8 protein-coding genes are annotated in these 14,647 nt (G+C 63.6%); 7 read left to right on the top strand and 1 reads right to left on the bottom strand.

What is annotated here, in order from left to right:
- Positions 1-13: 13 nt before the first annotated feature.
- From ACFRFQ_RS01880 to ACFRFQ_RS01850, 7 genes are all read left to right on the top strand, one after another.
- Positions 14-2,434, top strand: a complete 2,421-nt coding sequence (locus ACFRFQ_RS01880; RefSeq protein ID WP_378652410.1) for a LuxR C-terminal-related transcriptional regulator — start codon at positions 14-16, stop codon at positions 2,432-2,434.
- Between the two features lie 102 nt (positions 2,435-2,536).
- Positions 2,537-3,610, top strand: coding sequence for a hypothetical protein (locus ACFRFQ_RS01875; RefSeq protein ID WP_378652407.1), 1,074 nt, complete (start codon positions 2,537-2,539; stop codon positions 3,608-3,610).
- 110 nt (positions 3,611-3,720) lie between these two features.
- Positions 3,721-5,070: a protease gene (locus tag ACFRFQ_RS01870; RefSeq protein ID WP_378652404.1), complete on the top strand. Its 1,350-nt coding sequence runs from the start codon at positions 3,721-3,723 to the stop codon at positions 5,068-5,070.
- A 149-nt stretch (positions 5,071-5,219) separates the two neighbouring features.
- On the top strand, positions 5,220-6,530 hold the full coding sequence (locus ACFRFQ_RS01865) for a S1 family peptidase (RefSeq protein ID WP_378652401.1): 1,311 nt from the start codon (positions 5,220-5,222) through the stop codon (positions 6,528-6,530).
- Positions 6,531-6,964: 434 nt separating this feature from the next.
- A complete protein-coding gene (locus ACFRFQ_RS01860; RefSeq protein WP_378652399.1) occupies positions 6,965-10,234 on the top strand; it encodes a (Fe-S)-binding protein in 3,270 nt (1,089 codons plus the stop codon).
- A gap of 232 nt (positions 10,235-10,466) precedes the next feature.
- On the top strand, positions 10,467-11,375 hold the full coding sequence (locus tag ACFRFQ_RS01855) for a hypothetical protein (RefSeq protein ID WP_378652396.1): 909 nt from the start codon (positions 10,467-10,469) through the stop codon (positions 11,373-11,375).
- A 178-nt stretch (positions 11,376-11,553) separates the two neighbouring features.
- Positions 11,554-12,714, top strand: coding sequence for a serine hydrolase domain-containing protein (locus ACFRFQ_RS01850; RefSeq protein WP_378652393.1), 1,161 nt, complete (start codon positions 11,554-11,556; stop codon positions 12,712-12,714).
- On the opposite strand, the gene ACFRFQ_RS01845 is transcribed toward ACFRFQ_RS01850, so the two are convergent.
- Positions 12,702-14,630: a prolyl oligopeptidase family serine peptidase gene (locus tag ACFRFQ_RS01845; RefSeq protein ID WP_378652390.1), complete on the bottom strand. Its 1,929-nt coding sequence runs from the start codon at positions 14,628-14,630 to the stop codon at positions 12,702-12,704. The genes ACFRFQ_RS01850 and ACFRFQ_RS01845 overlap by 13 nt on opposite strands.
- Positions 14,631-14,647: the final 17 nt, after the last annotated feature.

Below are 14,647 nucleotides of genomic sequence, written 5' to 3'. Positions count from 1 at the left end.
CGGGCGTTCCGTCGTGAACAGCGAATCTCCGTATATCCGTGACCTTCTGAGCACTGTCGACCTGGAGGCCAAGCCGCTGAGGTTGTTTGTCACCGGTTCCGGTGCAAGTGCTCGGCCACAGCTTCTTGCAGCGGTGCACCGACGCTTGATCGGCCGCGAAGCTGCCGTCGTGACAGCCGATTTCGCCAGAGACGACCACGGGCCCAATACCGTTGCATTGATCGACAATGCGCTGGACCTCGACGCTGCCGAACTTACCGTGATCCTCGAGATCCTACGACGCACCAACATCTCAGCCGTCGTGGCGACGGACATGGTCGATCCGCGTCTGGCCGAAGCTGCGGCCGACTTTTCCGCGACGGGTTCGGTTCTTCACCTGGACCGCTTGCGCTGCTCGGATATTCAGACACTGGCGCGCGGATACGGTCATGCGCTCACACCGGACGAGGCCGGCAATCTCGAGTCATTGTCGGAGGGACACTTCGGCGCCCTCGACGCGTCCCTGCGGTCACCGGTTCTCGACCTTCATACGGTCGGCGATGCACTTCGGGCGTACTTCGCCCGCGCCGTGGGCGCGCTCGATGCGTGGCAACGCGAGATTCTGCACATCTCGAGTATCGTGCAGAATCTTGCACCCGATGAACTGGAATTCGACAGTCCGACGGACGCATTCGATCGTGCAGTGGGAACGGGACTGTTCGCGGCGCAATCACCCCCGATCGTCGAATCACTGGCGCATCCTCTCGGAATCGGCTCGGAGCGGGCGGCATTGGATCGAATCCTGGGCCGGCGCATCAAGGCGGGTGTTCTCGATATCGACACTGCTGTAAGACTTTTTGATGCCGGAGTCCGTCACCCGGCTCTCGCACACTACTTGTACGACGCTGCCCAACGCGCCACCCCCGCTGCGGCCGCAGATCTGTATCAGCGGGCTGCGGTGATCGAATCTCCCTCTGCCCAGGCAATTCTGCACCACGCGGAGTGCGCAGCTTCCAGCGGCGACCTCGATACCGCGGCAAGCCTGACTGATTCAATACTGAGAGATCAAGATGTACAAGACGCCCAACTAGCTGTTGCCGTGCGGATCTCAGCCGCAGTATCCGCCGTGTGCGGTCAGATCACGTCCGGCGCAGACCTCTACGCGTGGCTCGGCCCCATGCGGGCGGACGCGGAATCAGCATTCGGGGCAATCCTCCTCGTCGCGTCTGGCCGCATCGACGACGCCGGGGCGATGCTGGCCGGTGTCGGCGGCGCACCATCGCCAGGAAATACCGGCACCGGCCTGCTCGCCCGTGGACTCATGCAGTCGATGACCGGACCGCCGCCTATTGCGCTCAACACGATGTCCCGGGCACTGACTCTGCCTCGAGCCCCTGCGACGTCGCACTTTCAGGCCGACTCCCCCGCTGCCATTGTCGCCACCGCCCTGATGCACACCGGCGCTCATGACCGAGCACGAGATGTCCTCGCGAAAGCAACTGCAGCGCAGGATCAATCCAGTCATCTGTGGGCCCGTCATCAGATCCTTGCCGCGTGGGCTGCGCTGCTCGCCGGCACTGAAAATCCCGTCGCCGCTATCCCCGAATCAGCAATTACGGATTCCCTCGGTCAGCGCGACACACTGTTCCTCCGGGCATTGGAAGTGGGTGTCGCCCGGAGGTTCGGCGACCTTGCGGACGTGCGTCGTACATGGTCGCGGGCGTCGGGCACGCTCTTCGAATGCAGTGTCAATCTGTTCGATCTGTTACCGATCTGCGAATTGTGGCTGGCAGCAGTTCGTCTCGGCGACACCGAACACGTCGACCATCTGATCGACGAGGCACAGAATCTGTTGCGACTACTCGGCGATCCACCACTGTGGTCCTCGCTGTTTCACTGGTACGGCGTCCAGGCCGCAATTTTGGGACAGTCGCCGGCAGATCTGCTGCCGCACGCGCGTGCACTCGCGGAATCAGCGAAGATTCACTCGTACTCCGCAGGTCTCGCCGAAGCCGGCCGCCAATGGCTGCTCGTACTTCAGGGGACGGTGAGCAGCGACGAAATAGAATCCGCTGCACGAACTCTGGATCGGATCGGCCACTCCTGGGACGCAGCTCGCCTCGCAGGTGAAGCCGCACTTCGGGCACCCGATACCAAGTCGGCAACAACATTGCTTCAGCTCGCCCGCTCGTTTCGGGTCAACACACCTGAGCCTGGTTCATCGAGAGAAGATGCCCAGGCACTCCCCGACTCGCCCCTCACCGAGCGCGAACACGAGATCGCCGAACTTGTGGTGCTCGGACTCACGTACCGCGAAGTCGGCGAGCGTCTCTATATCTCCGCCAAAACCGTCGAGCATCATGTCGCGCGCATCAAGCGGAAGGTCGGCGCGCAGTCGCGTTCCGAACTCTTGGTAGTCCTGCGCAGTCTCACGACATCGAACAGAATTAGCTGAATATTTACCCTTCTGGTACAACTGGGGATTCTGATGATAGTTTTCACAGCCAGTGCAGGTTTTTACGGCAATGCAATGCGGTAGCCGAATGAGGGGGATGCGGTGACCTGGGGAGTCGGACTCGACGTCGGCAACACGCGTTGCACTGCGGTGATCGCCGTGCCCGACGCCGAACCGGTGATCATCGACCTCGAGTCCGTACTGCACAACGCACCGGACGGCACCATTGCTCTGGGTTCGACCGAAGCACATTCACCGGGCGTACGACGGTTCCTCGACCGAATTGTCGCCCCTAACGAAGCGGAAATTGACACCGACACCGAAGCGGTCCCCGACCAGCGGACGCGCGGTGAAGAACTCGTCGCAACCGCGCTGTACTGCCTCGTCGCGGAAGTGCACCGCTTCACCGACCAGCCACTGCGCATTGTCGCCGCCATCCCGCCCAACTTTTCCGATCGATCTGTAGCCACCCTGCGAACGGCCCTCGACAACATGGATCTCGACTACATCGCACTAGCACCCCACGCCGATGCCCTCGGCGCCTGCGACCTCGATTCCGACATGCCCCCGGGTGAACGCTCCGCCCGGGGAGCCGCGAATCTGGCTGTCCCCCGCACCCCGGAACCTGTTGCCCCCGACGTCGCGCAGTTGCCGGAGCCGGAAGACACCCCCGACACAACAGAAGACGCACCAAGTCGGCGGCCTGTCTACATTGCTGCCACCGTCGCCGGTCTCCTTACTGCCGCGGCCTGCGCGCTCGCAGTGTTCATCGGTCACGCCCCCACAACTCAGATCCCGGAAATTCGTGACGCAGCCGTCCCGGTGTATGCGGAGGTAGCCGAGCCGCCTGCCGTTCCCGTGACGGTTCACGAAGTCCCGATCCAGTTCCCCACGGCAGCTCCCGTGTCCGCCGTTCCGCAGAATCGCACCCCGGCCCAGCGATATCAGCCGCCCACCCAGGACGCTCTTATGGTCGACGAGTTCGATCAAGTTCCGACCGAAGACGAGAGCGTCGAACCGCTCGCAACGGACAACTACGACGTGGGCGGCGAGCAGACCAATCCCGTCGACCCTGGCACAACTGATCCGGAACCGGTCGACCCCGAACCTGTCGATCCCGAACCGGTCGACCCGCAGCCCACAAATCCCGAACAGCTACCGGAAACAACCCCCTAGCTGCACATATCGAGTTCTCCCCACCGAGGCCCCCGACCCCGCATCGGAGCCTTCCCCTATGGTGGGGCGGTACCTTCCGGCGTTACGGCCGAAAGACTCGAAGGGATTTCATGCGTAACTCGTCGGCGATCCGGACCGTTCTGGTCGGCGCCTCGGCACTTCTGCTCGCAACATCTTTCTCAGCCACAGCTTTGGCCGAACCGGCAGAACCCACATCCGAAACATCAGTCGAACAGCTCTCCGCGGATCAGCTACCCGCCGAACTGGTCGAGGCGATCAGCCGAGATCTGAAGATTTCTCCGCAGGAGTATCTCGATCGCGCCGCCAAGGCCCAGGAGTTGGGTGCGTACGCCGAGAATTTCCGGTCCTCCCGCCCCGGCGATTACGCGGGCTCGTGGATGAACCTCGACGGTCAACCAGTTGTGGCGGTCACCAGCGCCGACGCAGCACGCGTCGCCGCCGCCGACGGGTTCGTCACGCATGTGGCACCGGTCTCCGCCGGCAGTCTGGAACAGAGCCTTGCCGACGTCAACGGATGGATCGCGAAGCTGCCGGGCGATATCGCGATGGCCGTCAGCTCCACCTCCATCGACGTACTGAACAACCAGGTTGTCGTCGACGTTGCCAACAGCCCCGTCGGCAAAGCGCTCAACCTGCCCACGATGCTCGAGAACACCAAAATTCGGCTGAGCCCGGATGGCGGCGGCGCGATCGATGCGCGCGCACTCGGCGGCGACATCTACGTCACGTCACCGGGTCCGATCCGTGAGACACCGACCGAGGACATCTCCGTCTGCTCGTTCGGGTTCAATGCAGTCGACAGTCACGACAATGCGCTCAATATCAGTGCGGGACATTGCAATAAGGCCGAGGGAACGGCCGCACCCGTCTACCTGCCCAACCCGCAGAACATCGACGACAGCCTCCAGGTCGGCAACTTCGCCCAGTCCGCGGTAGGCCAGGCCGGCGAGGAACTCGACTACTCCGTCATCAAGCTCAATCAAGCGGGCGTCGACGCCGGACTCGACCGCGCATCGGTGCGCGGCGCCGGTGGTACGACGCTCGAGATCACGGGCACCGCGCGCCCCGTCATCGGTGCACCGATGTGTAAGTCCGGTCAGGCCAGCTCCTTCACGTGTGGAGTGGTCGCAGCCGATCAGGTCGAAATCCAGCTTGTCCGCCCCGGCGGCGAATCACGCACCGTTCGCGGTTTTGCCGGAACAGCATGCACCCTTGCCGGCGACAGCGGCGGCGCCATCGTCACCGGAACGCTGGCACTGGGAATCACGAGCGGTTCCAACAGCACCGGCGCCCCCAACTGCACCGAAGCGAATCTTGTCCTCGCCATGTCCGGTGGAACCACCAACATCGGAATCCCCGTCGACAACATCACGCAGGCAGCAGACGCGGCCTCCGGCGGTGGCGTCGGATCCGGAATCCGGGTCCGCACAATCGGCTGATCACCGCGACCCACGCGTTGAAACGGGTGGGATTCGTGGGGAAGAACCCATATAGTCGTGTGCGACTGCGATACGGCTCGCCGAAAGGCGGGCCGTATCCGCGTGCACCCAGGGGGGCCGCACGCGGTCAACGAAGCGGAAAGGCCCACATGCGAAGCTCCACCGCACGTCGCGCCGCAGTATTCAGCTCGACAATGCTGCTGCTCCTCGGACCGATTGCCGCTGTTGCGAGTGCCGAACCATCTACACCCGGCGTGTCCGACCAGGCAGCACATTTGCCCGTCGAACTCGCCGAGGCACTCCAGCACGATCTGGCATTGACGCCTGATCAGTACCTGACGCGCTCCGAACTCGCGCAGAAACTCGCCGAGTTCGCAGACATCGCGCGGGTACAGTTCCCCGACAGTTTTGCTGGAGTGTGGCTGGACGAGCTCGGGCAGGGAATCGTCGCCTTGGCTTCCGGGGAGGGCAACGACGCTGCCCGCGCGGCCGCCGAGAAGGCAGGTTTCCGGGTCAACGACGTCGCACAAAGCGAATCGGCGTTGCAGGACGAGGTGTCCGCGCTCAATACCTGGCTCGAGTCTCAGCCACCTGCCGTCGCAGATCTGGTTCGGGGAATCGCCATCGATGTTGTCGGAAACGGCGTCGAGTTGACCGCGGACCCCGCCGCCGGCCTGACCCTGCCGGACTTTCTGAACACGACTGTCCTCCACGCCGCTGCGCCGATCTCCGTTCCGCCGATCGTTGTCGATCTGCTCCCGGCCACGGGCTCCCTGACCGGCGACGCCGCGCTCGGCGGCGACGCGTACGGCGGAATCTCCGGTCTCAACGGGTTCAAATGTTCCTTCGGTTTCAACGGAACCGACGCCTCCGGCCGCACCGTCAACATCAGTGCCGGACACTGCGACCCCAACCGCATCGCCGCCGGTACGCAGTACGCCTCCGAAGCCTTCCCGCTCGTCAACAACCAGCCGGGACCGCGAGTCGGATACTTCGCCAAGAGCGTGTTCGGTCCGCGGGACTACTCGATCATCAACATCGACGACCAGGCGAAGTACCGCTTCGACAACAACAGCGTCCGGGTTCCGTTCAACCGATCCGTCAACATCGACGGGGTTGCCGATCCCGTTGTCGGCGCACCGGTCTGCAAGGCCGGGTCGACAACCGGGTACAGCTGTGGTGTTGTGACCAGCGTCGATCGAAGTGCTGTGGTCTCGGGGCAGCCGATGTCCAACCTCTTCACCACCGACATCTGCGTCCTTCAGGGTGACAGCGGCGGCCCCATCGTGACCGGCACCCGGGCACTGGGCATCACCAGCGCGTCGACGGTGGCAACGTCCTCATTCTGCGAGGTCGCTCGGGCCGCGGCACTCATCGGCAGCCCCCAGCCGATTCAGTACGGAACGCCCATCAAGGACATCCTCGCCGAAAACCCCGGCTTGAAAGTCCGCGACTACTGATCGCACCGCACGTACTGTGGCCCACCTCCTGTCGAGGTGGGCCACAGTTTTTTGATGCGAGCTTCTTGGTGCGAACGTACCGTTTCTGTCCCACCCCTACTGGTGCGAACGTACCTTTCATCGCCTTGGATGCGCCGAAAGGTACGTTCGCTCCGGGCGGGTCGGTCGGTACCGCCAAAACAGCGCAGACGGCAGGTTAGGGCTGCCTGATTAACGAGGGCGAGATACGCACCACCTAACGTGGCGGTAGATATGTTTGCGCAACGGCCCAGCCCGTCGTTGCGGAATAATTGATCTCGCCAGGCCAAGCATGGTTACTCGCCGGTATACATACATGACACGCAAAGCTACTGGCGGGTAACATATGGCAGGTTAGTATCAGTGGGCTGTTCCCGAGGTGGCCGCCGCGTCGCCCTGAAATGAAAGGCCGCGACATGAATGCCCTGACGATCACGTTGGGCACCATCGGTGTGCTGCTGAGCCTCGTGTGTTGGTATTCCTTCATCGGTGGCGCGCTCAAGATGGTGAAGGTCGTCCAAATCGGCCAATCAGCACCAGACCGCTGGCGTCCGTTCTTCCCGCGCTTCAAGCAGATGGTCATCGAGTTCATCGCGCACACGCGCATGGCGAAGTTCCGTACCGTCGGCTGGGCTCACTGGCTTGTCATGGTCGGCTTCCTGCTCGGCGCCATCGTCTGGTTCGAGGCTTACGGACAGACCTTCAACCCCGAGTTCCACTGGCCGATCTTCGGCAATTGGGCCATCTACCACCTGGTCGACGAGATTCTGGGCCTTGGCACCGTCATCGGCATCACGACGCTGATCGTCATCCGCCAGCTCAACCACCCGCGCCTGCCCGTCCGTCTGTCCCGCTTCGGCGGCTCCGATTTCAAGGCTGCGTACTTCGTCGAGACGGTTGTCCTCATCGAGGGCCTGGGCATGATCTTCGTGAAGGCCGGCAAGATCGCGACCTACGGCCATGCCAACCCGTGGACCGACTTCTTCACCATGAACCTGGCCAAGCTGCTTCCGGCCAGCGCCATGATGGTTGCCATCTTTGCGTTCATCAAGCTGATGTCCGGCATGATCTGGCTCTACATCGTCGGCCGCAACATCACCTGGGGTGTTGCCTGGCACCGCTTCTCCGCATTCTTCAACATCTACTTCAAGCGTGAAGACGACGGCGGCGTCGCACTCGGCGCCGCGAAGCCGATGACGAGCAAGGGCATCGCCCTCACCATGGACAACGTCGATCCCGACACCGACACCCTCGGCGCCGGAAACATCGAAGACTTCTCCTGGAAAGGCTGGCTCGACTTCACCACCTGCACCGAGTGCGGCCGCTGCCAATCCCAGTGCCCCGCGTGGAACACCGGAAAGCCGCTCTCCCCCAAGCTCCTCATCATGTCCCTGCGTGACCACGGCTACGCCAAGGCCCCGTACCTGCTCGCTGGCGGCCGCAAGGACATGGGCGGCGACGAAATCGGACTTGTCGACGCCGAAGGCAACGTCAACGAAGCCGCCCTCGCCGCCATCCCTGAGGCCGCACGCCTCGAGGCCGACCGCAAACTCGTCGGCGAAACCGTCGAAGGTGAGCTGGCCCCGGTCATCGACCTCGAAACCCTGTGGAGCTGCACCAACTGCGGCGCCTGCGTCGAACAGTGCCCCGTCGACATCGAACACGTCGACCACATCATCGACATGCGCCGCTACCAGGTCCTGATCGAATCGGAATTCCCGTCCGAGCTCGCCGGCCTGTTCAAGAACCTCGAGAACAAGGGCAACCCCTGGGGCCAGAACTCCAAGGACCGCCTCAACTGGATCAACGAGATGGACTTCGAGATCCCCGTGTACGGCAAGGACGCCGACACATTCGAGGACTACGAATACCTCTTCTGGGTCGGCTGCGCCGGCGCCTACGAAGACCGCGCCAAGAAAACCACCAAGGCCGTCGCCGAACTCCTCGCCACCGCCGGCGTGAAGTTCATGGTCCTCGGCGCCGACGAAACCTGCACCGGCGACTCCGCACGCCGCGCCGGCAACGAGTTCCTCTTCCAGCAACTCGCGATGCAGAACATCGAAATGCTCAACTCCGTCTTCGAAGGTGTCGAGCAGAAGAAACGCAAGATCGTCGTCACGTGTGCGCACTGCTTCAACGCCCTCGGCAACGAGTACCCGGAGGTGGGCGGCGACTACGAGGTCGTGCACCACACCCAGCTGCTCAACCGTCTGGTGCGCCAGAAGAAGCTGATCCCCGTCGCATCCGTCAGCGAAGACATCACCTACCACGACCCGTGCTTCCTCGGCCGCCACAACAAGGTCTACGACGCACCCCGTGAACTGATGGAAGCATCCGGCGCCAAGCTCGTCGAAATGCCGCGTCACGGCGAACGATCCATGTGCTGCGGCGCCGGTGGCGCTCGCATGTGGATGGAAGAGAACATCGGCAAGCGCATCAACGTCGACCGCGTCGACGAAGCGCTCTCCACCAACCCCAAGAAGATCGCCACGGGTTGCCCGTTCTGCCGCGTCATGCTCAACGACGGCGTCACCGCACGCCAGGAACAAGGCAAGGGCGAAGGCGTCGAGGTTGTCGACGTCGCTCAGCTGATGCTCAACTCCGTCACCCGCCTCGAATCCAGCCAGCTCACCGAGAACATCAAGGTGATCCCGCGTGAAAAGGCACCGGTAGTTGCCGAAGCCAAGGCCGAAGCTGTCGAACAGGATCGTGTCGCCGAGGTCGAGGAAGCTGCCGCAACTCCGGAAGCCAAGGCCGCACCTGCCGGTAAGGGCCTGGCAATGAAGGGCCTCGCCAAGGCTCCCGGTGCAAAAGCACCCGGCAAGGGGCTCGGAATGGCTGGCGGGGCAAAGGCTCCCGGCGCCAAGAAGGCTGCACCGGCAGCTGCAGCCGAAGCTCCCGAAGCTGCAGCACCCGCTGCAAAGCCCAAGGGCCTCGGCCTGGCCGGCGGAGCGAAGGCTCCCGGCGGCAAGGGTCTGCAGATGAAGGGTGCCGCCAAGGCACCGGGCGCAAAGGCTGCAGCCGCACCGGCTACCGAAGCTGCTGCTCCCGAAGCCGCTGCACCCGCCGCGCCCGCTGCCAAGCCGAAGGGTCTGGGCCTGGCGTCCGGCGCCAAGGCTCCCGGCAAGGGTTTGCAGATGAAGGGTGGGGCAAAGGCTCCGGGCGCAAAGGCTGCTGAAGCACCCGCCGCACCGGCACCCGCTGCTGAGGCTCCCACCGCGCCGGCCGCCGAGGCTCCGAAAGCTCCGCCGGTTGCCAAGGCGGGCGGGCTCGGATTCAAGTCGGGCGCAAAGGCTCCCGGTGCAAAGAAGGCAGCACCCGCTGCTGCACCTGCCCCGGTTGCCGAACCGGCAGTGGAAGCATCTACACCTGAAGCGCCGGCCACCGAAGCGCCGGCCACCGAAGCACCGGCTGCCGAAGCTCCCAAGGCTCCCCCGGTTGCCAAGGCGGGCGGGCTCGGATTCAAGTCGGGCGCAAAGGCTCCCGGTGCGCGCCAGGCAGCCCCCAAGGCAGCACCCGCTGCTGCTGCCGAACCGGTAGTGGAAGCCGCTGCACCTGAAGCACCGGCCACCGAAGCACCGGCCACCGAAGCTCCGGCTGCCGAAGCTCCCAAGGCTCCCCCGGCCGCAAAGCCGGGCGGGCTCGGATTCAAGTCGGGCGCAAAGGCCCCCGGCCGCAAGAAGTAATCGCTTCATCATTCGAACGCCCTCGCCACTGCGGCGGGGGCGTTCGTGTTTGCCGGCACGGTAAGTGAGCAGAGTATCTGGGTAGCGAGCATCCCTTCCAGCTTGCCGAAACCACTGCGCGCTGCGCACAAACATTGCTCACTGCGCACAAACCATGCACACTGCGCGACCTATCCACAGCCGGAGAAACCCGTCGGCCCACATGCGCTCCGATGCACCAGGATTGTTCGGCATGGGGGAACAACCGCACATCGTCCGCAGACCTGAGCATCTCGCCACCGGCGGCACCGACTCCGAGATCCGTCGCAGCTGTGTCAGCGGCGACTGGACCCGCCTACATCGCGGCGCCTACGTGTCGACGCAGCCGTTCACGGAACTCGACGCACATGCGCGGCATCGTCTGCAGGTCCACGCGATAGCCAAGGCAGCCACGTCCGACGCGGTTGTCAGTCATACCTCCGCGGCAGTGCTGCACGGCCTCGAATTGTGGAACACACCGCTCCGCCTGGTTCACCTCACGCGAAACCGTCGAGGTGGCGGCAGCACGTCCCCTCACAGGCAGGTGCATTCCGCATTGTTCACCGCAGACGAAGTCACGACAGTCGACGGTCTGCGGGTGACAACGCTTGCGCGCACGGTGGTCGACCTCGCTCGTTCACTGCCCTTCGAACCGGCCCTGGTCGCGGGAAACTCGGCCCTCCACCGCACACCGCTCGCTCTGGACGACGTCACCTCGAACCTGGCTGGGGTGCCGCGTCATCCGTCGCACCGCCATGCCTTTCATGCGATCGACGCGATGGATGGCCGGATCGAAAGCGTCGGCGAGTCACGGAGTTTGGCGCTCTTTGTCTCCGAGCACTTGCCGGTGCCCGAACCGCAAGTCCAGATCGGTAATGCTCGCGTCGATTTCTTGTGGCGTGAGCACCGCACTGTCGGGGAGTTCGACGGCCGAGTCAAGTACGGCCGCTTCGTTCCCGTCGGCCGCACCCCAGGAGATGTGCTCTGGGCGGAGAAACTCCGTGAAGACCGTCTGAGGGATGCGGGTTGGCAGGTGGTTCGTTGGACGTGGGCGGACTTGTCGACGCCGTTGGTGGTCGCGGATCGGATCCGTGCGGCGTTCGAGCGCGGCCGCACCCGGTAGCCGGCCCGCCCAGTGAACACAGTTTCTGCGCAGCGAGCACACGTACCAGCCTGCTGCACAACATGTTCACTGCACACAAACCATGTCAGCTTCCCCACAACCACTGTCCGGGAGGACCAAGTACCCGAATTGTCCGCTGGGTCATCCGCGAAAAGTTCGGACCGGTTAGTCTGCCAGCATGCGGACTCTTGCAGTGGCAGTGACCCTTACAGCGGCACTCACCCTCTTCCCCGGCACTGCAGGAGCCGCAACCGAGCCCAATCCCGGTTCCGTCATCGGCGACACGTTCGAGCTGAAGCACGTCGAAACCGTGGCCGGCGAAATCCTTGCCGGACCGGCAACCGGAGTGTCCATTGCCATCGTGAAGCCGAGTCCAACCGGATCGCGCACTACGACGTACTACTTCGGCGAATATCAGCCAGGTAAACGGGTCGGCCCCGATACCCAGTTCGAAATCGGTTCCGAGACCAAGGTATTCACCGGCGCACTGCTCGAGCTTGCCGTCCGCAACGGACTGGTAAGCCTGGATGATCCCGTCAGCACGTTCATTCCCGCACCGCATCATGCGCCGACTTTCCCCGGCGCCCGAGCGATGACGCTCCGGGATCTGGCTACCCACCGTTCCGGGCTTCCCGACATCCCGCCCGGTTACAACCCGAAGGACGAGTACACCGTCGAGAAGCTGTGGGAAGGTCTCGACAACGAAACTCTGCCTACCGCTCCTGGTGCAACGTGGTTGTACTCGGACTGGGGTTTCGGACTTCTCGGCACGATTCTGGCTGAGATATTTGTTCCCGGTCAGCCTGAGCCGCAATTTGCCCAAGCCGTTCGCGAGAACCTCACGGGGCCACTGGGAATGTCGGCAACCCAGATCGAAGAAAGGACCGAGAACCTGGCGATTCCGTACGCCGAAATCGACGAGTCGACCGACTACTGGTTCAACACTGCCGCAATGGCCGGGGGCGGCGGCCTGATCAGCAATGCCAACGACATGGCAACGTGGGCGGCAACGACGATGGGTATCGGCGATTCACCACTGTCGCAAACTCTTCCCAATACGTTGTTCCCCATCGCCGATGGCAAAGCGAATACAGACATGCAGATGGGCATGGCGTGGCAGTTGTTCTCGAGTCCCTATTCGTTTGCGTACAAGGACGGTGCAACCAATGGCTGCACGACGGCGACCTACCTTGTCCCCGAGAGCAACTGGGCGGTCACGATCCTCAACAACGGCAACGATGCCGCCAGCGACACCGTGACGGAGAGGATGGGCCGGCAGCTAATGGACCAGCTGTCCCCGCGGACAGGACTCGGACTGGGCAGCAGCTACACCTCATGAGTCCACAGCTTCAACTGCGGAACACCTGGCGGCGTGAACCCGAGCACTTGACCGTAGAAGGACAGTTCCGCGTTGCGTGAACTGATGATCGTGGACTGCTTACGGAATCCGTGGGATTCACCTTCGTACGCCAGATAGGCATGCGGAATGCCCTTCGCTACCAGCGCATCTCGAAAGCGTTCGGCTTGTGACGGCGGAACGATCGGATCGTCGAGGCCTTGCAGCAGCAGGACCGGGCAGTTCAAACCGTCGACGTTGTTGAGCGGTGCACGCTCGGCGTACAGGGCGGCAGATTCCGGCAGCGGCCCGATCAGTCCGTCGATGTACCGCGATTCGAAGTCGTGGGTTTCCTTGACAAAGCCGTCCAGTTCGGCCACACCGTAATAGGAAGCGCCGCAGGCAAAGACGTCGGACGTTGTCAAAGCAGCCAGCACGGTCCAGCCGCCCGCAGATCCGCCTTCGATGGCCAGGCGGGCAGAGTCGGCAAGCCCCTGCTCGGCGAGTCCCGTGACCGCGGTAATCACATCCTGGACATCAACGACGCCCCACTGCCCACGCAGACGATTGCGATACTCGCGGCCGTAACCGGTGGACCCGCCGTAATTGACGTCCACGACGCCGATTCCGCGACTGGTGAAGTACGCGTACACGAGGTTCAGGGCGGGCGCGATGTGCGCGGTGGGACCGCCGTGCACAAAAGCCACGTATGGCGGAAGTTCACCGCCTTGGCCGCGGTATCGGGGGTTGCGGGGCGGATAGGCAAATGCGTGGACTTCGCGGCCGTGCCCGTGCGCGACAACGGTCCGCGCTTCTGGGAGGTAAGCGGATTCGGGAAGCGCGTCGACCGACAGGCGGACCTCGCGCAGCGCGCCGGTCCCCAAGTCCAGTTCACGCAGCCCGGTAGCCAGTTTTGCGCCGCCGCTTTTGATCAGCAGTTGGTCGTCGCGCACCTGCATGAGGCCGATGCTGGTGACACCGGAGACATCGATGTCGCGCAGTTCGCCGGTGTCGGGGTCCAGCATCGCGAGGGTATCCGTGCCGAAAGTGCGCACAGTCAACAGTTTTCCATTGCCCAGCACCTCGTACCAGCGGGCGCCGAACTGCCACAGCGCATCGCCGAAGTCTGCGTCCACCGGGCAGACCGGCGCCACCTCTGCGCCGACGCGATAGATATTCCACCACCCGCTGCGATCGCTGACCACGTACAGTTCGTCGCCCGAGATCCATTCCGGTTGCAGCACAGATTCTTCCGTGCCGCCGAGAAGAACTTGATACGGACCGGCCACCCCGTCGACCAGATCCGCGACCCGCAGTTCGGTTCCGTCCCACGGCATCTGCGGGTGATTCCAGGCGATCCAGGCGATCTTGCTTCCGTCCGGGGACAGCCGTGGGTAGGCAAGGAAATCCGAACCGCCGACGATGCTGCGAATCTCGCCGGATCCGTCGAGCGGGATGGCGCAGATGTCGCGCGTGATCGTGCCGCCGGGCGCGTGGGACTCGCGCACGGCCCACACGTCGGCGCCGACGATCGACAAATCCGCGTATCGCACCGACGAGGATGTGGGAGGTGTCAACGCTCGCGGTGTGAGACCTTCGAGGATGTACACGCGCTGATCGGAGAACTCGCTGAAAACCAACCGTCCGGAGTCAGTAACCGTCCAGGCGCCGCCCCCGTACTCGTGAACCCGGGTGCGTGCGTTCCACGGCGCGGGAAGTACGTCCACGGGCTGATCGTCGAGCCCCAACCGTCGGATCGCCACGCGCCCACCTTCGGTTGGCCGCAGTTCCGCCCACCACACCTCGTCGCCGACGTAGCGGCCACCTTCTACCGGGTGACCTCCGTTTGCCAGATCTGCTGCGTCGATGGGCGATGCCCACGATCCGTACGGTGCTGCGATCACGTCGGTCGGCGTCATGCGCCTCAGGATAAGCC

It is taken from the genome of Rhodococcus sp. NPDC056743 (assembly GCF_042790355.1).
Lineage (GTDB): Bacteria > Actinomycetota > Actinomycetes > Mycobacteriales > Mycobacteriaceae > Rhodococcus_F.
The sequence above is the reverse complement of the archived record's forward strand: the minus strand, read 5'-3'. Positions and strand labels throughout refer to the sequence as shown.

Bases quoted from the DNA above. Each gene is read 5' to 3' on its own strand.
- ACFRFQ_RS01870 (WP_378652404.1), top strand. From the start codon at position 3,721: ATGCGTAACTCGTCGGCGATCCGGACCGTTCTGGTCGGCGCCTCGGCA.
- ACFRFQ_RS01865 (WP_378652401.1), top strand. From the start codon at position 5,220: ATGCGAAGCTCCACCGCACGTCGCGCCGCAGTATTCAGCTCGACAATG.
- ACFRFQ_RS01860 (WP_378652399.1), top strand. From the start codon at position 6,965: ATGAATGCCCTGACGATCACGTTGGGCACCATCGGTGTGCTGCTGAGC.
- ACFRFQ_RS01855 (WP_378652396.1), top strand. From the start codon at position 10,467: ATGGGGGAACAACCGCACATCGTCCGCAGACCTGAGCATCTCGCCACC.
- ACFRFQ_RS01850 (WP_378652393.1), top strand. From the start codon at position 11,554: ATGCGGACTCTTGCAGTGGCAGTGACCCTTACAGCGGCACTCACCCTC.
- ACFRFQ_RS01845 (WP_378652390.1), bottom strand. From the start codon at position 14,630: ATGACGCCGACCGACGTGATCGCAGCACCGTACGGATCGTGGGCATCG.